The 17,944-nt window shown below is 71.2% G+C and carries 14 protein-coding genes and 2 pseudogenes; 8 read left to right on the top strand and 8 right to left on the bottom strand.

The window, feature by feature from the left end; all coding sequences use genetic code 11:
- Positions 1-8: 8 nt before the first annotated feature.
- Complete coding sequence (locus DQ392_RS10105) at positions 9-470, bottom strand: MarR family winged helix-turn-helix transcriptional regulator (protein WP_245981345.1); 462 nt, start codon at positions 468-470, stop codon at positions 9-11.
- Positions 471-992: 522 nt separating this feature from the next.
- On the opposite strand from DQ392_RS10105, the pseudogene DQ392_RS10110 reads away from it, so the two are divergent.
- Positions 993-2,012, top strand: a pseudogene (locus DQ392_RS10110) (chitinase); the annotation flags it as partial.
- A gap of 70 nt (positions 2,013-2,082) precedes the next feature.
- Here DQ392_RS10110 and DQ392_RS10115 read toward each other — a convergent pair.
- Entirely contained in the window at positions 2,083-2,307 is a 225-nt protein-coding gene (locus DQ392_RS10115; protein ID WP_114015325.1) for a hypothetical protein, read from the bottom strand.
- Positions 2,308-2,654: 347 nt separating this feature from the next.
- Here DQ392_RS10115 and DQ392_RS10120 point away from each other — a divergent pair, with 347 nt between their 5' ends.
- The 3 genes and pseudogenes from DQ392_RS10120 to DQ392_RS10130 all read left to right on the top strand — a co-directional run bounded on the left by DQ392_RS10120 (position 2,655) and on the right by DQ392_RS10130 (position 5,553).
- The gene (locus DQ392_RS10120) at positions 2,655-3,908 is read left to right on the top strand and encodes an MFS transporter (protein WP_114015326.1); all 1,254 of its coding nucleotides are present in this window, start codon (positions 2,655-2,657) and stop codon (positions 3,906-3,908) included.
- Positions 3,909-4,342: 434 nt separating this feature from the next.
- Positions 4,343-4,676, top strand: a pseudogene (locus tag DQ392_RS10125) (ankyrin repeat domain-containing protein); the annotation flags it as partial.
- Positions 4,677-4,914: 238 nt separating this feature from the next.
- A complete protein-coding gene (locus tag DQ392_RS10130; protein WP_114015202.1) occupies positions 4,915-5,553 on the top strand; it encodes a class I SAM-dependent methyltransferase in 639 nt (212 codons plus the stop codon).
- 67 nt (positions 5,554-5,620) lie between these two features.
- Here DQ392_RS10130 and DQ392_RS10135 read toward each other — a convergent pair whose 3' ends face one another.
- The 5 genes from DQ392_RS10135 to DQ392_RS10155 all read right to left on the bottom strand — a co-directional run bounded on the left by DQ392_RS10135 (position 5,621) and on the right by DQ392_RS10155 (position 11,397).
- Complete coding sequence (locus tag DQ392_RS10135; RefSeq protein WP_114015327.1) at positions 5,621-6,283, bottom strand: class I SAM-dependent methyltransferase; 663 nt, start codon at positions 6,281-6,283, stop codon at positions 5,621-5,623.
- Positions 6,284-6,397: 114 nt separating this feature from the next.
- Entirely contained in the window at positions 6,398-8,230 is a 1,833-nt protein-coding gene (locus DQ392_RS10140; protein ID WP_114015203.1) for a glycoside hydrolase family 35 protein, read from the bottom strand.
- A complete protein-coding gene (locus DQ392_RS10145) occupies positions 8,227-9,102 on the bottom strand; it encodes a carbohydrate ABC transporter permease (protein ID WP_114015204.1) in 876 nt (291 codons plus the stop codon). Before DQ392_RS10145 ends, DQ392_RS10140 begins: the two co-directional genes overlap by 4 nt.
- Positions 9,099-10,082 carry a carbohydrate ABC transporter permease gene (locus DQ392_RS10150; protein WP_114015205.1) on the bottom strand — a complete coding sequence of 328 codons (984 nt, stop codon included), beginning with the start codon at positions 10,080-10,082 and terminating at the stop codon, positions 9,099-9,101. The genes DQ392_RS10145 and DQ392_RS10150 overlap by 4 nt, the downstream gene beginning before the upstream one ends.
- 175 nt (positions 10,083-10,257) lie before the next feature.
- Complete coding sequence (locus tag DQ392_RS10155) at positions 10,258-11,397, bottom strand: ABC transporter substrate-binding protein (protein ID WP_245981303.1); 1,140 nt, start codon at positions 11,395-11,397, stop codon at positions 10,258-10,260.
- Positions 11,398-11,773: 376 nt separating this feature from the next.
- Here DQ392_RS10155 and DQ392_RS10160 point away from each other — a divergent pair, with 376 nt between their 5' ends.
- The 3 genes from DQ392_RS10160 (at position 11,774) to DQ392_RS10170 (ending at position 15,581) form a co-directional block, all read left to right on the top strand.
- Complete coding sequence (locus DQ392_RS10160; protein ID WP_245981304.1) at positions 11,774-12,847, top strand: LacI family DNA-binding transcriptional regulator; 1,074 nt, start codon at positions 11,774-11,776, stop codon at positions 12,845-12,847.
- 396 nt (positions 12,848-13,243) lie between these two features.
- On the top strand, positions 13,244-14,116 hold the full coding sequence (locus DQ392_RS10165; RefSeq protein WP_114015207.1) for a lysozyme: 873 nt from the start codon (positions 13,244-13,246) through the stop codon (positions 14,114-14,116).
- A gap of 511 nt (positions 14,117-14,627) precedes the next feature.
- The gene (locus tag DQ392_RS10170; RefSeq protein WP_114015208.1) at positions 14,628-15,581 is read left to right on the top strand and encodes an NAD-dependent epimerase/dehydratase family protein; all 954 of its coding nucleotides are present in this window, start codon (positions 14,628-14,630) and stop codon (positions 15,579-15,581) included.
- 52 nt (positions 15,582-15,633) lie between these two features.
- Here the strand turns inward: DQ392_RS10170 and DQ392_RS10175 are convergent, their stop codons facing one another.
- The gene (locus DQ392_RS10175) at positions 15,634-16,281 is read right to left on the bottom strand and encodes a TetR/AcrR family transcriptional regulator (RefSeq protein WP_114015209.1); all 648 of its coding nucleotides are present in this window, start codon (positions 16,279-16,281) and stop codon (positions 15,634-15,636) included.
- A gap of 283 nt (positions 16,282-16,564) precedes the next feature.
- Here DQ392_RS10175 and DQ392_RS10180 point away from each other — a divergent pair, with 283 nt between their 5' ends.
- A complete protein-coding gene (locus DQ392_RS10180; RefSeq protein ID WP_425470508.1) occupies positions 16,565-17,845 on the top strand; it encodes a DUF2330 domain-containing protein in 1,281 nt (426 codons plus the stop codon).
- Positions 17,846-17,944: the final 99 nt, after the last annotated feature.

A 17,944-nucleotide genomic window follows, 5' to 3' on the forward strand; every position in this document is an offset into this window, starting at 1 on the left:
GACGCTGCTCACGAAGGACGGGTGTGGTGGTCGAGCAGGCGGGTGGTCAGCCGGACGAACTGGTCCCGTTCGTTCGGACTCAGCGGCGCGAGCAGTTCGTCGTGGAGGTCGTCGAGCACCTTGTCGAGACGGAGCAGCCGGCGGCGGCCCCTGGCGGAGATCGTGATGATGTTGCGGCGCCGGTCCGCGGGGTCCGGCACCCGCTCGACCAGGCCCCGCTCGGCCAGTTCGTTGAGCACACCGACCATGTCGCTGCGGTAGATCCCGGAGCGCCTGCTCAGCTCCGCCTGGCTGCCAGGACCGTGTTCCTGGAGCGAGGCGAGCACGGCGTAGTGCCACTTGCGGGCGTCGACCCGGGCCAGCCCGTCGTTGATCAGCCGGTCGGAGCGCATGGTCAGCTGGGACAACAGCCGGCTCGCCCGCCGGCGATCCGCCGCACCCTGGTGGCGGGCTGACGCCGAACACTCCAGCCGGCGCGTCGAGTTGCAGGCGGTGCGGACGGCGACCAGCGCCCACGCGGTGATGGTCCGCGCCACGGAGGGGGCGGAAGGCGACCGGTGGCGGGGGTGGGCGGCACCCCGCCGTGCGGGCCTCAGGCCCGGCATGTCGAGCGACGCTCGCACCCCGCAGCGCGCCGAGGGGGAGTGGCGCGGGCAGGGCCTGCCCCCACGGCCGCCCAAGCCGACAATGGTGCACACCGCAGAGCGCGACGGCGACGCCCGTGTCCTGCGACGGACCTTGACAACCTCTTTGGTCTGGACCAACTTGGCATGGCTCGCTCCCCAACGAGCTCCACCCTGGAGGCAGTTGTGGCACGCTCTTCCACCGGCCCCCGCCCGGGCCGGCGCAGACTCTCCCGGCTCCGCACAGCGGGCGCGGCGTTCCTCCTCGTGGGGGCCGGTCTGCTCACCGCACCGGCCGCCGCCGGAGCCGCGGACACCCACCACGCACCGGCCGGGTCGGCGACGGCCTCGTCGGCGGACCCGGCGGCCGGTGCGGCCCTGCCCGAGCACGCGCTGGTCGGATACCTGCACGCCGGCTTCGCCAACGGTTCCGGCTACACCCGGCTCGCCGACGTCTCCGACAGCTGGGACGTCATCGACCTCGCCTTCGGCGAACCGACCACGGCGACGTCCGGTGACATCCGCTTCAGCCTCTGCCCGCGGACCGAGTGCCCCGACGTCGAGACGAACGAGGAGTTCAAGGCGGCGATCAAGGCCAAGCAGGCGCAGGGCAAGAAGGTCCTCATCTCCATCGGAGGCCAGAACGGGCAGGTCCGGCTCACCACCCCGCAGGCCCGCGACACCTTCGTCTCGTCCGTTTCGGCGATCATCGACGAGTACGGTCTCGACGGCCTCGACATCGACTTCGAGGGCCACTCGCTCTCGCTCGACGAGGGCGACACCGACTTCGAGAACCCCACCACACCCGTCATCGTGAACCTGATCTCCGCCGTCAAGTCCCTCAAGGCGAAGTACGGCGCGGACTTCACCCTCACCATGGCCCCGGAGACCTTCTTCGTCCAACTCGGCTACCAGCGCTACGGCTCCGGGCAGTGGGGCGGCGACCCGCGCGCCGGCGCCTACCTGCCGGTCATCCACGCGCTGCGCGACGAACTGACGCTGCTCCACGTGCAGAACTACAACTCGGGCCCGATCATGGGGCTGGACGATACCTACCACCAGATGGGCAGCGCCGACTTCCCCATCGCCATGACCGACATGCTGCTCGCCGGTTTCCCGGTCCAGGGTGACGCCGGCAAGGTCTTTCCCGGCCTGCCTCCGAACAAGGTGGCGATCGGCTTGCCCGCCTCACCGCAGGCCGGCAACGGGCACATCGCGCCGAGCGAGGTCGACACGACCCTCGACTGCCTCACCGAGGGAACCGGCTGCGGCTCGTACGAGCCGCACGGCAGTTGGCCCGCTCTGCGCGGGCTGATGGCCTGGTCGATCAACTGGGACCGCTTCAACGGCTGGGAGTTATCGCGAAACTTCGACCAGCACTACGGCTGATACGACGGCCGAGGGCACCGGTGTCCACGGCCCGCACCTCACGCGAGACCGTCGGCGCGGGGCACCGGTGTCAGGACTCGTACGTCGCGAAGAGTTCCAGGTGTCCGCACTCGGGGCAACGGTAGGCGTCGATCTGCCGCGACTGCCGGCCCATGCGCTTGGCACCGCCGAAGATGCCCCGCTCCAAGTGCCCCGCTATCCAGCGGGCGTAACCGCGCGTGTTCTGGCCGGTGTCCTCGACGAAGCCGGGCTCGAGTCCGGGCGTATCGCACTGGGTGCACGTCATGTTCTCCATTCGGTGATGGTAGTGAGGAACCGGACGACATCGCAGCCGGAGTCGCGCGATGGCGCGCTCGACCAGCGTCGTCTCGCTGAACGAGACGCGCGCTTGCGTCTCTTGACTCACGCCCGCCCTCCCGAAAAAGTGCGCCTGTGAGCCAGCGAGCAGGACAAGCGAAAACGGGATCCCCCGAGCCGCAGAGCGGCGATGGCACGCCCAAGGACGGCATCCCCGGCGCTCTCCGGAAGACCAGTGCCCCGGACGCCCCCGGCAGCATCCCGGAGACCGACGCGGCCCTGACGGACACCGGCACGCCCGGGGAGGGGGAGAACGGTGAAGGGAAAGACGGTGGCGGAGAGAGCATGCGCCGCGTGGCCGTCGCGAGCTTCATCGGCACGGCCATCGAGTTCTACGACTTCTACGCCTACGGCACGGCCGCGGCCCTCGTCCTCGACGACGCCTTCTTCCCCAACCTCAGCTCTCTCAACGCCACGCTGGCCGCTTTCTCCACCTACGCGGTGGCCTTCGTGGCCCGTCCCCTCGGCTCGCTGGTCTTCGGACACTTCGGCGACCGGGTCGGGCGCAAGTCCGTGCTGGTGGCCTCCCTGCTGCTGATGGGGCTCTCCACGGCGTTCGTCGGACTGCTGCCCGGCTACGCCACCCTCGGCGTGTGGGCACCACTGCTGCTGGTCCTGCTCCGGTTCCTCCAGGGCATCGGCCTCGGCGGCGAATGGGGCGGCGCCGCGCTGCTGGCCGTGGAACACGCGCCCGAGAAGCGCCGCGGCATGTTCGCGGCCTTCCCGCAACTCGGCCCCTCCGTCGGGTTCTTCGCGGCGACCGGGATCTTCTGGGCCCTGTCGACCGGACTCGACGACGAGGCGTTCCGCTCCTGGGGCTGGCGAGTGCCCTTCCTGCTGTCGTTCGCGCTGGTCGCGGTGGGACTGTTCGTACGGCTGCGGATCAGCGAGACGCCGGTCTTCCAGCGCGTGATGGACGCGCAGGAGAAGAGCAAGGCACCGGCCATGGAGGTCTTCAGGACGCACTGGCGCGAGATGCTGCTGGGCGCGGGCGGCATGATCGTCGCCTACGGGCTCTTCTACACGGCCACCACCTACTGCCTCAACTACGCGACGGACGGCCTCGGCGTGCCGCGCAGTACCATGCTGGCCCTGTCGATGGTGGCCTGCCTCTTCCTCGCCGTCGGCACCTGGATCGCGGCCACCCGCTCCGATGCCCGCGGCCGCCGCCGCCTCGTCCTCACCGGCTGCGGTCTCGCCGTCGTCTGGGGGCTGGTCCTCTTCCCGCTGCTGGACACCGAACAACCGCTGCTGATCACTCTCGCGCTGGGCGGCACACTCTTCTGCATGGGCGTCGTGTACGGGCCCATGGGTGCCTACCTGCCGGAGCTGTTCAGCGCCCGGGTGCGCTACTCGGGTGCCTCGTTCGCCTACAACCTCGGCGGAGTGCTGGGCGGCGCGGTGGCGCCGCTGGTGGCCACCGACCTCCAGTCCTCCTACGGTTCGAGCGCCGTGGGCTGGTACGTCTCCGCGATGGCCGTGGTCTCCCTGGTGTGTGTACTGGCGCTGCCCGAGACCAGGGCACGGGAACTGGGCTGAGGCGGGCACCAGGCCCAGGCCCTGGCGCCGGCCCGGCACCACGCGCGGGGCCTCCCCTCACGGGGGAGGGCGCGCGGTCGGTCGGCCCGGGGGCCGTGGCTCACTCCGGCATGGGGAACCGCAGCGGGCCGCGGCCCGAGCGTGCGGCCTCCGTGAAGACGTACGAAGGGAAGACGTCCGTGATGAGCGTGTGGCCTCCAGCCGTAGTCGGTGGACCCGACGATGGGGTAGGGGCTGAGCATCGCCGCGGATGTGACCAGGAGCGCGCCCACGGCGTCGAGGCCGGCACCCGTGCTCGGACATGAGCAGGCGCCCGGCTCACAGGGCGGCCACGCTGCCGATCGGGCCGTTCACGGGCGCACGCTCTAAGCTCTGGGAGCATGAACCAGCGGTAGCGGAAGAAGCTCTCCCGGCACCTCGCCGAGGCCATCGTGATGGGCGACGCCGCTCGTGTGCGGAGGGTTCTGCGGGCCGGGGCCGACCCTGAGAGGGCGGACGCCGAAGGTGCCACTCCGTTGTATCAGGCGTCCGTGAGCGGCAAGGCCGACAGCGCCCGCCAGCTCTTGGCGGCAGGGGCCCGCACCTGACGCCGAGAGCGGCGGACTGGGGTCGGAGGGCACACCGCTGTGCGCGGCCGCGTGCTGGGGGCACACCGAGACGGTGCGCGCGCTGTTGGCGCACGGAGCCGATCCGCTGCTGCTTGAGGACGGCGGCACCGGCCGCACCCCTCTGGAGTGGGCGGTCGACGCGGGTCCTCACACCGAAACAGCCTGCGGTCGCGGCTGTCGAAGGGCTACTTCGGCGAGTCCGGGCAGATTCCCAAGCCCACGCAGGAGGAGTACCGCGAGATCGAGAGCAGCCACGGTCACCACTGACCCGGCCTGCCCCTTCTCCGTGCCGAAGCGCTTTTGCCGGAACGGCAACCGTTTTTGACCGGTCTCCGTCCGTCTGGCGACTCTGGGCTCAGGTGCCGCCGGCACCACGCAGTCGTCCCGAAGGAGCCCCGATGTCGACACCGCTGCCTCAGGCCCCGGCGCAGTTCTGGGAAGAGCGCTACCGTTCCAGCGAACGCCTCTGGAGTGGCGACCCGAACCCGCTGCTCGTCCGGGAGGTCGACGCGCTGGAACCGGGCACTGCCCTGGACCTCGGCTGTGGCGAGGGAAGTGACGTGCTCTGGCTGGCCTCGCGCGGCTGGCAGGCGACCGGCGTGGACATCTCCTCCACGGCACTGGAGCGGGCGGCCGCTCACGCCGCGAAGGCCGGTCTCGCCGAGCGGACGGTGTTCGAGCGGCACGAACTCGGCCTCAGCTTTCCCGAGGGCAGTTTCGATCTGGTCAGTGCGCAGTTCCTCCAGTCACCTGTCGCGCTCGACCAGGACGGAGTGCTCGCACGGGCCGCTCAAGCGGTGGCGCCGGGGGGCACCCTCCTCATCGTCATGCACGCCGGCTGGCCGACCTGGATGGCAAAGGACGAGTACCCGTTCGACGCGGAGTTCCCGACGCTCCAGGGCGTGCTCGACGGGCTTGCTCTGCCGCCTGCCTGGCGGGTGGAGACGCTGGAGACCGTGGAGCGGTCCTTGACCTCGCCCGACGGCAGGACCGGTACGCGAGGGGACCACGTGTGGCGTCTGACCCGTACCGCCTGAGCTGCCGTCGTGCCCCGGGCGCGGTCCCGCCCGGGGCGGGAGGGCGCGTCCGCGGCCCTGGTGGAGGTCAGGCCGTGCCGGGCTCGGCGGGCGCGTCGTAGACCAGGGTGTACCGCCAGAACAGGCGTCGGCGTATCCGGGCCCCGGGCAGCTCCCGTGCGGCGGCGGCCCGGATGTCGTCCACGGTCTCCAGCGGTTCGCGGGTGGGCGCCGTCATGTGCGCAGGCGGCACCGCGGCACGGGCCGGGTGCTTGACCAGTGCCATGACGGGATGCGCGAGCGCGGAGAGCAGGGAGGTGAGCAGGTCGACGCGCCCGGCCTCCCGATAGCAGCCGACGACCACGAGGCGCCCGCCGGGGGACAGGCAGCCGCGCAGCTCCCGCAGGGTCGGCACCAGCGGGAGGTGGTGCAGTACGGCGACGAGGGTGACGGCGTCCCAGCGCCGCTGGGTGTCGCGCCCCGCGAAGTCGGCTTCGACGATGTCGACCGAGGGGTCGTCGGCGAAGCGTTCCGCCGCGGCGCGGGCGGTACGTCGGTCGGGTTCGAGGCCGGTCACGGTGGCGGCGCGCCGACGCAGCAGCGCGGAGAGATTCCCCGTGCCGCACCCGACGTCGAGGACGTGCCGGGCCCCGGCAGCGGTCACCTGGCGGACGACCCACGGTCCGTAGTGGTCGTTGTGGCTCCAGGGGTGCCTTTGATGGAACCGGTCGAGACGGGACAGTGACGCCATGGCGCCACGGTAGCCCGGCCCCCGGACGGAGGGGGCCGGCACCTGCCCCAGGGCTCCCGGCCCCGCCCTGAGGGGCGAGGCCCGCCAGGAGCCGGTGTGCGTGGCGTCCGCCCGTCAGTCGAACGTTTCGACATACTGCTCCGCCGGTCCCAACTCGGGCCGGTCGACGAGGGCGAGGTGTGCACCGAACCGTTCGAGCTCCAAGACGGTGAGGGAGTTGGCACCGGCGCGGAGGAGGGGCCCGGGCACGTAGAGCGTGCGCTGGGGGCCCACCTCCCAGTAGCGTCCGAGCAGTGTGTCGTTGACCCAGACGAACCCCTTGGCGAAGCCGGGCAGGGCGAGGAAGGCGTCGGCGGGTTCGGCGAGGTCGAGGTGCGCGTGGGCGAAACCGGCCGTACCCCCTGGCGCGGCGGCCGAGGTGGCGCGGGCGGTCTCCTGCGGCGTCCACTCGTCCAACGGAAGCCGGCGCATGGACCATCCGTGCACGAGCCGGCGTTCCACGCGCACTCCGCCGAGAATGCCCTTGCCCTGGCCCAGGAGCGGCCCGTAGTTGATCCGCCCCTGGTTCTCCACCAGCAGCTCCAGCCTGGTGCGCGCTCCCGTGCCCTCCACGGTGAAAGAGGCCGTCTCGCGGTCGAGAACGGTGGCGGGCACTCCGTCGAGGAAGACCTGGGCGCGGTCGTGCAGCCCCGTCACGGTCACCTCCTGCCGGCCCAGGGGCACCAGGGGATGCGCGGTGTAGAGCACCAGGCCCGAGGACTGCCCCAGTTCCTCGAAGCTGAGCGGTGACGGCGCATGCACCGGTTCGGCGGCCGCACGCAAGGCCTCCAGCAGGGCGGCCTGCCGGGTCACCGGCAGCGACCGGGGCGCCAGCAGGGGCGGGTCCGCGGGCAGTGGCCGCTGGGGTGCCGCGGCACCGCGTGCGGCGGAGAGGGTCTCGCGCAGCGCGTGGAACTTAGGGGTGAGCGCGCCGTGTTCGGCGACTGGAGCGTCCGAGTCGTAACTGGTGACGGTCGGCTGGAAGGTCTCCCCGTCGTGGTTGGCGCCCGCCCACAGCCCGAAGTTGCTGCCGCCGTGTGCCATGTACAGGCTGATCGAGCCGTCCGCGTCGAGGAGGTCGCGTACGGCGCCCGCCGCGCTGTCGGCGGAGCGGACATGGTGTTTCTCGCCCCAGTGGTCGAACCAGCCGTTCCAGAACTCGGCGCAGAAGAACGGCTCGCCCCGGCGGCGCGTGTTCAGCAGCGCCGCGGCGTCGGCGGGCCGCGAGCCGAACGTCGCCGCCGTCAGCTCGCCGGGCAGTGTGCCGCCGTCGAGCATCAGCGGTGTGGGTCCGTCGGCGGTGTAGAGGAGTTCGGTGATGCCGCGGTCGACGAGGGCGTCGCGGATCCAGCGGAGGTAGACCTGGTCGTCGCCGTAACTGCCGTACTCGTTCTCGATCTGCACAGCGACGACGGGGCCGCCGTGCGCGGCCTGCAACCCGGCCACCTCCGGGATGAGTGCGTCGAACCAGCGGCCGACCGCCTCCAGAAACGGCGGATGGCTCGTGCGCGGACGCATGCCGGGGATGCCGGTGAGCCAGGCAGGCAGCCCGCCGTTGTCCCACTCGGCGCAGATGTACGGCCCGGGCCGCACGATCACGTCGAGACCGGCCTGCTGGGCCAGCCGGACGAAGCGCGGCAGGTCGCGCCACTCGTCGAAGCGGACGTCTCCGGGGTGGCGCTCGTGGAAGTTCCACGGAACGTAGGTGTCCACCGTGTTGAGCCCGAGGGCCGCCAGCCGGCTCAGGCGGTCCGCCCAGTGCTCGGGGTGGACGCGGAAGTAGTGCAGCGAGCCGGACAGCACCCGGTGGGGGTGGCCGCCGCGCAGGAAACGGCCGTCGGCGTGCGTCAGGGTGGCGGCCGCTCGCCCGGCGGACGAGGCGGCGAATCCTGTGGTCGGTGGGGTCACTTGAGGGCTCCGGCGGTCATGCCCGCGCGCCAGAAGCGCTGGAGCGCGAGGAAGGCGATCACGAGGGGGACGACGGACACCAGCGACCCGATGACCACCAGCGGGGGAGGCACCGCGACATGGCTGGCGTTCCAGCCGACCAGGCCGACGGTGACCGGCTGCAAGCGGTCGTCGCCGAGCACCATCGAGGGCAGCAGGTAGTTGTTCCAGATCTCCACGAGCTGGAACAGGAAGATCGTCACCAGCGCGGGCAGCATCATGCGCAGGCCGATGCTGCGGAAGATCCTGAACTCGCCGGCGCCGTCCAGTCGTCCGGACTCCAGGACCTCGTCCGGCACCGTCTGGGCGGCGAACACCCGCGCCAGGTAGACACCGAACGGGCTGACCACGCTGGGGAGCAGCACCGCGAGCGGGTTGTCGATCAGATGGACCCCGGAGAACATCAGGTACAGCGGCAGCGTGAACAGCACCTTGGGCACCAGTACGGCCGCCAGGATGGTCCCGAACAGCGCACCGCGCCCGGGGAAGTCGTACTTGGCGAGCGCGTAGCCGGTCAGCGCCGACAGCGCCGTGCCCACCAGTGCGCCGACTCCGCAGTACAGCACGCTGTTGAGCATCCAGCGCCAGAAGATGCCGTCGTCCTGGCTGCTGAGCCGCGCGATGTTGTCGAACAGGCCGAAGCCGTCGAACCACAGCCCGGTGCCGGAGAACTGCTCGCCGAACGGCTTGCTCGCCGACACGACGAGCCACCACAGCGGAAACAGGAAGTACAGGGCGGACAGGCCGAGCAGGCCCATGACGGCGCCCCGGCTGACGGGGGTGGTCTCGCGCCGCGGTCTGAGCGCGACCCGCTTCCCTGACACCGTGCTCATGCCTGGCCCTTTCGCTCGGTCAGCTTGAAGAACGCGAAGGACACCACGCCCACCGCCACCGCGAGCAGCACGGACTGGGCCGCCGCGTAGTGGTGGTTGCCCGCCGCGACGGCGCTCTGCGCGGACATGATGGGGGTGAAGGTGGAGGAGATGGACCCTCCGGAGACGGGTTGCAGCACCGTGGGCTCGTTGAACAGCTGGGCCGAGCCGATGATGGAGAACACGGTGGTCAGGACCAGCGCCCCGCGCACGGCCGGGATCTTGATGCTCCAGGCGATCCGGATGGCCGAGGCGCCGTCCATCCGCGCGGCTTCCAGTATCTCGGAGGGGATCGCCTGGAGGGCGGAGTAGATGATGATGGCGTTGTAGCCGGCCCAGCTCCAGGTGACGATGTTGGCCACGGACCACAGGGCCAGGTCCTCGTCGAAGAAGGGGACGGCCGCGCCGAGGGGCTCCAGCAGCCGGTTGATCGGGCTCGACTGCGAGGAGTACATGAACGACCACACGAGCGCGGCGCTCACGCCCGGGATGGCGTAAGGGAGGAAGCTGGAGAGCCGGAAGAAGCCCTTGCCCCGCGCGGACTTGGCGTCGAACAGCAGGGCCAGCACCAGCGCGAGACCCAGCATCACGGGCACCTGGACCACGCCGAACAGCGCGACCCGGATCAGCGAGGAGGTGAACGCGTCGTCCTGGAGCGCCTGGGTGTAGTTGCTGAGCGGGTCGAACCTCGCGGTGGGCGCGGTGAGTCCGAGCCCGGTGCGGTGCAGGGCGAACAGGCTGCTGACGGCTGCGTAGGCGATGGGCGCGAGGTACATGCCGGCGAACAGCACGATGAACGGCGCGCAGAACAGCAGCGGTCTCAGCCGGCGCGCACCTGGTCGTGTCGTTCGGGATCCCGGGCGGCGGCTGCGGCCTGGTGGCGAGGTGCCGGCGGTGCTCCGGTGGGCGCTGGCCCGTACCGGGTCGGCGAGGTGGGTCACAATCTGTCTTCCTTACCTGGAAGCTGCGGGGTGGGTGTCGGGACAGCGGAGGACGGGGCCATCGGGCGCCGGAGCGCGGGCCGCACCGTGCGGAACCCTTGGGGCACACGGGGACGGCGCGGCAGCGAGAGCGGGTGCGCCGGGATGCGGTGGAGCACGATCCGGAGGAGCGGCCCTAGTCCGAGACCGAGAGGCCCTGTTTCTTCATCTCCGTGCGCGTCTTGCCCTGCGCGGTGCGCAGAGCGCCCGCGATGCTTCCCTTGCCCACCCACGCCTTGCCGAGGCCGTCGTTGAGGTCGGTCGACGTCTTGGTCATCAGCGGGCCCCACGTCCAGTCCGGGTCGACGTGCGGGGACGCGTCGGCGAACACCTCGTAGATGTTCTGGCCGCCGAAGTACGGATCGGCCTTCAGCTGCGGCAGGTCGAGCAGGCCGGTTGCGGCGGGGTACAGCGCGGCCTTGTCGACGAGGCCGCCGAACGCCTTCTTGTCGGTGCTCATCCAGTGTGCGAACTCCCAGGCCGCCTCGGGGTCGTCGCACCCCTTGAGGACGGCGGTGGCGGATCCGCCCGAGTTGCCGACCCGCTTCTCGCCCTCCTTCCACTGGGGCATCGGTGCGACGGCCCAGTCGCCGGACGCCTTCTTCACCCCGCCCTTGATGGTTCCGGCCTGCCACACGGCGCCGACGACGGTGGCGATGTCACCGTTGCCGAGCCCGGTGTACCAGGCCTGGTCGTACATCGGCGCACCGCTGACCAGGCCGTCGTCCGTGAGCGACTGCCAGTAGTCGGCGACCTTCTTGTTCGCCGCCGAGTCCATGGTCGTCTGCCAGGAGTCGTGCGCGGTCCCGAACCACTTGGCGCCCGCCTGCCAGGCGAGCCCCGCGTAGTCGTAGTCCATGTAGGGGGAGGAGATGTAGCGCTTCGGGTCCGAGGCGTGGATCTTCTTCGCCGCGGTCCTGTACTCCGCCCAGGTCGCCGGGGGTTCCAGGCCGAGCGAGTCGAAGACCTTCTTGTTGTAGAACAGGGCCATGGGTCCCGTGTCGACAGGGGCGCCGTAGACGTTGCCCGCCAGCGTCACCGACTTCCAGGCGGCGTCCACGTAGTCGTCCTCGTCGGGGGAGGCGTACTCGGCGACGTTCTCCAACGCGCCCTGTGTCGCGAAGCTGGGTATCGTCTCGTACCCGACCTGGGCCAGGCAGGGCGCGTTGCCGGCCTTCACGGCGTTGAGCATCTTCTGATAGCCGCCCTTGGCGCCCGGCTGCACCGACTGGTAGTCGACGCTGATGTCAGGGTGGCTCCTGTTGAACGCTTTCACGGCGTCCGCGTAACCAGGAGCCCAGCCCCAGAATGTTATCGATGCCTTCCCGGAGCCCGAACCGGACCCGGCGCATCCGGAGACGGTGAGGGCCAGGGCGAGAGTCCCCGCCAGTCCGGCACATCGGACAGTGGACCGCTTCACAGCTCCTCCTGGATGCCATGACAGGGCGGAGAAAGGGGGCCTCCGCGGGTCGACGATCAGCGTGGGAGCCGGCTGAGCCCCCCAGGGCTGCCGACCGCTGATGGCCGAAACTATGGCAGAGGATGTTAGCGATGCCAAGAGTCGTTTTCCGGGCTGCACAGAGCGCTGTACGATTCCGGCTGACAGGCCGTGTTGGCGGTATCATCGCGTGGAGTGCTTCGAGGCGGGGACCATGACGAAGCAGGACGACGGCGGGAAGCGGCCGCCGAGCATGACGGACGTGGCCCGGGCCGCGGGGGTCTCCGCGCAGACGGTGTCGCGCGTGCTCTCCCACCACCCCAACGTGCAGGACAAGACGCGCGCCAAGGTCATGGCAGCGGTCGCACAGCTCGACTACCGCCGGAACAACGCCGCTCGCATGCTCTCCTCGGGCCGCAGCCGCACGCTCGGTGTGGTCACTCTGCGGACCAGCTTCTACACGCGGGCAGCGGTCACCTCGGGCATCGAGCGCGCGGCCCAGGCCGCCGGGTACGCGGTCAGCACCGCGACCACCGCCTCGCTCGACACCTCCGCCATCGAGGCCGCCCTCTCCCGGCTCACCGACCAGGGCGTCGAGGGGATCATCCTGGCGGTGCCGCTGATCCACAGCAGTCCGCGGCTCGAACAACTCACCCGGGCCACACCCACCCTCACCATCGACGGCTCACGCACCGATGCCACCGAGGTCGTGGCCGTCGACCAGTCCCTCGCGGCCCGCCTGGCCACCCAGCACCTGCTGGAGCTGGGTCATGAGACGGTCTGGCACATCGCGGGCCCCGAGGAGTGGCTGGAGGCCGCCAGCCGCCGGGACGGATGGCGTGCGACGCTTGAAGCGGCGGGGCGCACGGCGCCACCGCCGCTGGAGGGCGACTGGTCACCCGCGTCCGGGCACCGCAACGGCCTCGTACTGGGACGGATCCGCGACGTCACGGCGGTCTTCGTGGCGGGCGACGAGATGGCGTTCGGGGTCGTCAGGGCGCTGCACGAGCTGGGCAGGCGCGTCCCCGACGACGTCTCGGTGGTCGGCGTCGACGACATCGAACTCGCGGAGTACTGCTCGCCGCCGCTGACCACCGTCGCCCAGCCGTTCGCGCAGATGGGGGAGTTGGCCGTCGCCCACCTGCTGCGGTACATCACCGCTCCGGAGGCGGTGCCCGCGCCCGCGCTGGTGGAACCGCGCCTGGTCGTACGCGCGAGCACCGCACCTGCTCCGGGTTGCAGCCTGCGCGGTACCGGCCGCCCGGCGGGGGCGCGGCGTACTGTCTAGACGCCGTGTGGCGCCGCCGTCTCCCCTTCGGCGCTCGTCGGCTCGTCCGCTCGTCCGCTCGGCGGGAGCGGGGCAGGACGCCGTCAGCTGGGGGCGCCGCGGTCGGGGCGCGGAAACCGTCGCCCTTGGTGGAGATGCCTCGGCCACCGGCGGCCTGCTCGCCGCGGAACCGGGCGGGACCGGTGAGGGATGTGCACAGGTTGGACCAACGGCATTGACAGCACGCTCTTCTCACGGGTACCGACGCTGCCTATATTTTGACGTGCTCGCGCCAACCGTGCCGCACGGTCGGCGTTCGGCTCGTGGCGCCGTCCCGGCGGACCGTCGACCGGTCCTGCCTGTCACTCCGTCCGGGACACCGACACCAGTACCCCCACCGAGCACTTGGAGACAGGTATGTCCAACGACAGACTCCGCGACACCTCCGCCGCCCCCACCGCCACTCCCGCCCCCTCCTCCCGCGGTAGACGCGCCCTCGTCGCGACCGCGCTCTCCCTCGCCCTCTCCACCCTGTCCGTCGGCGCGGCCGGCGCCGCGCAGGCCCCTGACCAGCCCGGCGAACTCCAGCCCGGCGAGGCCTACATGGGCGCGGGCATCGCCGTACACAAGGGCTGGAAGCAGGACGGCGAGCCCAGCCTCGACGCCTCCGTCGAAGGCGTCGACGTCAGCGGACACCAGGGCAACGTCGACTGGCAGGCGCTGTGGGGCAGCGGCGTGCGGTTCGCCTACGTCAAGGCCACCGAGGGCACGGGCTACCAGAGCGACTCCTTCACCCAGCAGTACAACGGCTCCTACGACGTCGGCATGACCCGCGGCGCCTACCACTTCGCGCTGCCGGACAACTCCAGCGGCGCAGACCAGGCCAACTACTTCGCCGACCACGGCGGCGGCTGGAGCAAGGACGGCAAAACCCTCCCGGGAGTCCTCGACATCGAGTACAACCCGTACGGTGCGACCTGCTACGGGCTCAGCCAGGGCGCGATGGTCAACTGGATCAAGGACTTCACCGCCACCTACAAGAGCCGGACGGGGCGGGACGCCGTCATCTACACCACCACCGACTGGTGGACCCAGTGCACCGGCAACAACGCCGGATTCGGCGCGACCAATCCGCTGTGGGTCGCGCGGTACGCCGACGGTCCTGGCGCGCTGCCCGCAGGCTGGGGCTTCCACACGTTCTGGCAGTACACCTCGACCGGGCCCACCGTGGGCGACCACGACAGCTTCAACGGCTCGGCCGAGCAGCTGACGGCACTCGCCAACGGGTAGAACCTGCCGGCCGCGTCACGCCCGTGCCAGGCGGGCGTGACGCGTCGCGTCCCCACCGAAAACCACCGAATCGCCGGTGTACCCCTCGTCCCCGCCCCCGGGGGCTTCTCCCTCTCCACCGCGCCTTCGCCCGCGGCTTCTCCCCGCGCTTCCCTCGCGCGCCTCTCCGCCGCCGCGCGCGTCCGCCTTCTCGGCTCCTCGGTTTCTGGGCCTCTCGGCCACCGTCTGTCGCCGTCGATCGAAGCGGGCTCTTCGCGGCCGTCGCCGCTCGTGCATCCCGAGCCGCTCACCTGCGCCCGCTTGCCTCCGACTCCTCGCGCCGGATGTGCCGAGGTGCTCCCCTGCCGTGCGCGGGGCGGCGCCGTGCCGTCCGCGATGGCCGAGTGACGCGCCGTCCTTTCGGCCCATGGGCTCACTCGGGAGTGACAACGCCTCGCGTGAGTTATAAGCTATAACTGTTCAGTGAGCCGGACACACCGAGTCCGGGGGAGCTTGCGGATAGGGGTACGAAATGACCGCCACGGAAAATGACCTGCACGTCGTCCTCGGCGCAGGCCCGGCCGGGACCACGCTCGCCGCGGAGCTGGCCTCGCGTGGCCACCGGGTCCACCTCGTCGACCGCTCCGGCACCGGGCCCGCCCTCGACGGCGTGACCCGGGTGCGCGGCGATGTCGGCACCATCGAGGGGGCCCGGGCCGCTGTCGAGGGCGCCGCGGTGGTCTACCACTGCGTCAACGTCGCCTACCAGCTTCAGGTCGACATGATGCCCGGCATCCAGGACGCCATCCTCGGCGCCGTCGCAGCCGAGGGGGCCCGACTGGTCGTCCTGGACACCCTCTACCCGTACGGCGAGACGCACGGCGAGGTGATGACCGAGGAGACCCCCTGGCGCGCGACCACCGAGAAGGGGAGGATGCGGGCCGAGCTGGATGAGAAGTACCTGGCCGCGCATAAGCAGGGCCGCGCTGCTGTGGTCATGGGCCGCTCGGCCGACTTCGTCGGGCCCGGCGTGCTCAACTCGACCCTCGGCGGCGCTGTCTTCCCCAGTGCTCTGACCGGCGGCGAGGTGGCCGCTCTGGGCGACATCGACCTGCCGCACAGCTACACCGACATCCGCGACGTCGCCGCCGGGCTTGCCACGTTGGGGGAGAATCCGCACGGTGACGGCCGCGTCTGGCACCTGCCCACCGCCCCGGCCCGCACCACGCGCGAGATCTTCGGAATCATCGAAGCGAAGCTCGGACGGCCCCTGCGCCTCACCGTGCTGCGCGAGCCGCGCCCCTTCGGGCCCTTCGACCAGACGTTCATGGACTCCTACGCCGAGCTGTTCTACCAGCACACCGAGTCACAGATCATGGACTCCACCGCGATGCGGAACGCCTTCGGGGCCGAGCCCCTCGCCCTGGAGGCGACCCTTGAGGACACCATCGCCTGGTACCGCGCCTTCCTCGCCGACGCGCAGTGACGTTTCGCCGGCTCCGGGCGGACGGGGGCCGCGCCCGGAGCCGGCGAGACGGTCAGTGGCCCAGCAGGGCGTCCAGTTCGGCCGCGAAGAGCAGGGCGGGGTCGAACCCCATCCCCGCGAAGTGACCGGCGACCTCCAGGGACAGGATGCCGTGCAGCCGGGTCCAGAGGGTCAGGGCGCGGTGGAGGACGGCGGACGGTGCGGGGTGGTCGGCGGCCCACTGCCGGTGGCTGTCGAGATGCGCGTCGAACGGCGTCGCGGGGCTCTCGAAGGTGTGGGCCGCGAAGGCGTCGATCAGCACCGCCATGATCCGGGAGGCGATGGCGGTGACGTCGTCGGGGGCGCGGTAGCCGGGGATGGGTGTGCCGAAGACGAGGAGGTACCGGTGGGGGTCCTCCAGGGCCCAGCGGCGCCATTCGTGCGCCAGTCCGGTCACGTCGGCACCGGCGTCGAAGGCGGCGCGGATGGCGTCGGCGAGGCTTTGGTAGGCGTCCCTGACGAGTTCGGTGATCAGCTCGTCGCGGCCGGCGTAGTAGCGGTACAGCGCCGGGCCGCTCATGCCCAGCTGCTTGGCGATCGCGTTGAGGGAGAGGGCGGACGCTCCGGCCGTGGCGATCTGCTCCCACGCGCGTTCCTTGATCTCTCCGCGAACCTGTGCGCGGTACCGCTCACGGGGGCTCTTCGTGCCCGATTCCGGCATCGGCGTGCACCTCTCCGCGCTCTCCAGGTTTCAGCGATATCGATCGGTTACAAGTTATCACGAAGACTAGGGCCCCTATGGGCAATTGAGTACTCGGGTGACGCGTGACGGGGCGCCGGTGGTCAGTGTCCGAGGCGGTCCGGTCCCGCACCGCGGGGCGGGGAACGGGCGGCGCGGAACCGCGGGGTGTGCCTCGACGTCATGGGCAGGGACATGGCCGGTCAGTGGTGTGCGGTGCTGACCGGCGGCGGGCCGGACGTACGGATGTGAGGGAGTCGCCACGGTGGGCGCGGTCAGGGTCGGCGGAAGCGGTGGCGGACGTACCGCGCGGGGCGAGGCGTACGCGGTGAGGCGGGGGAGGGGCACGTTGCGCGCGCTCGCCCTCGTACTGGCACTGCTGGGAGCCCAGACCGTGGCGGTCGCATGGCCCGCGTACGCGTGCGGCTGCGGTGCGATGGTGCCGGCGGACCAGTCCCGTATCGGCGTGAACCAGGAGACCTCGGCGGTGCGCTGGGACGGGCATACCGAGCAGATCGTCATGCGCCTGACCGTCCACGGTGACGCCGAGGAAGCAGCCTGGATCATGCCCGTACCGCACCGTGCCTCGGTGAGGTTGGGGGAGAGCCGGCTGTTCGACGAACTCGCCGCGCTCACCGCGCCGCGGCCCGAGGAGCGGCCCTACTTCTGGCCCCGCTCGGGGGACTGGCCCTTCGGGGACACCGACGGGGCCGCGGCGCCTCCCGGGGCGGCGGCCCAGGGCCCCGGCGTCGACGTGGTGGGACGCGAACGGCTGGGGCCCTTCGACGTGGCCAGGCTCGCGGCCGACGACCCCGACGCGCTGCGCGACTGGCTGCGCGACAACGGCTTCCGCCTCCCGCCTCGGGTGGCCGGCCAACTGGCTCCTTACGTCGAGCGGAACTGGGAGTACGTCGCCGTACGACTGGCACCGGGCAAGCAGCAGGGTTCCCCCGACGCTGCCAACGGCGGCGGTGCTGCCGACGGTGGGGACGCCGCCGGGAACGGTGGCGACGGTGGCGCGCAGAACGTGCGGGGCAGGGTTCTTTCGGGCGCCTTGCAGCCCCTGCACCTGACCTTCTCCTCCGACCGGCTCGTCTACCCGATGCGCCTTTCGCATGCCGCCCGAGAGCCGCAGAGTCTGGGCCTGTACATCCTGGCACCGCACCGGATGGAGACCCGCGACGCGATCGGCGGACGTACCCCCGAGGTCACCTTCGCGGACCGGCTGGAGACGGCCGACCAGCCCGAGTTGGTGCGGGAACTGGCGGACGGCGACGTACACCTCACCGCTCTCCAGCAGAGCTTCCCCGAACCGGAGAAGATCACCGGGGACCACGTGCTGCGCCGCGCCGCCTCCGACAGTCCCTTCCACCGCACCTATGACCGGGACGTCCTGCTGCGCTGGGGCGGCGTCCCTGCCTGGACGGTGACGGTGGGCGGCGCGCTGCTGCTCGTCCTGGTGGTCGTTGTGGCCCTGCTCGTGCGCCGCGGACGCCGACGGAACACGCCTCCCCGGCATCCGGCCTGCCCGCCGTGTGAGGCGTAAGGACGCCTCCTCTTCGGGCAGGTGGCTGAAGGCCACGTCGGCGCCCTCGCGGGCGAACGCGACCGCGTCGGCGCCGCCCGCCGCGCGCCGTGGGCGGTG

Origin of the sequence: Streptomyces reniochalinae, from assembly GCF_003323735.1 — a bacterium.
GTDB lineage: Bacteria > Actinomycetota > Actinomycetes > Streptomycetales > Streptomycetaceae > Streptomyces > Streptomyces reniochalinae.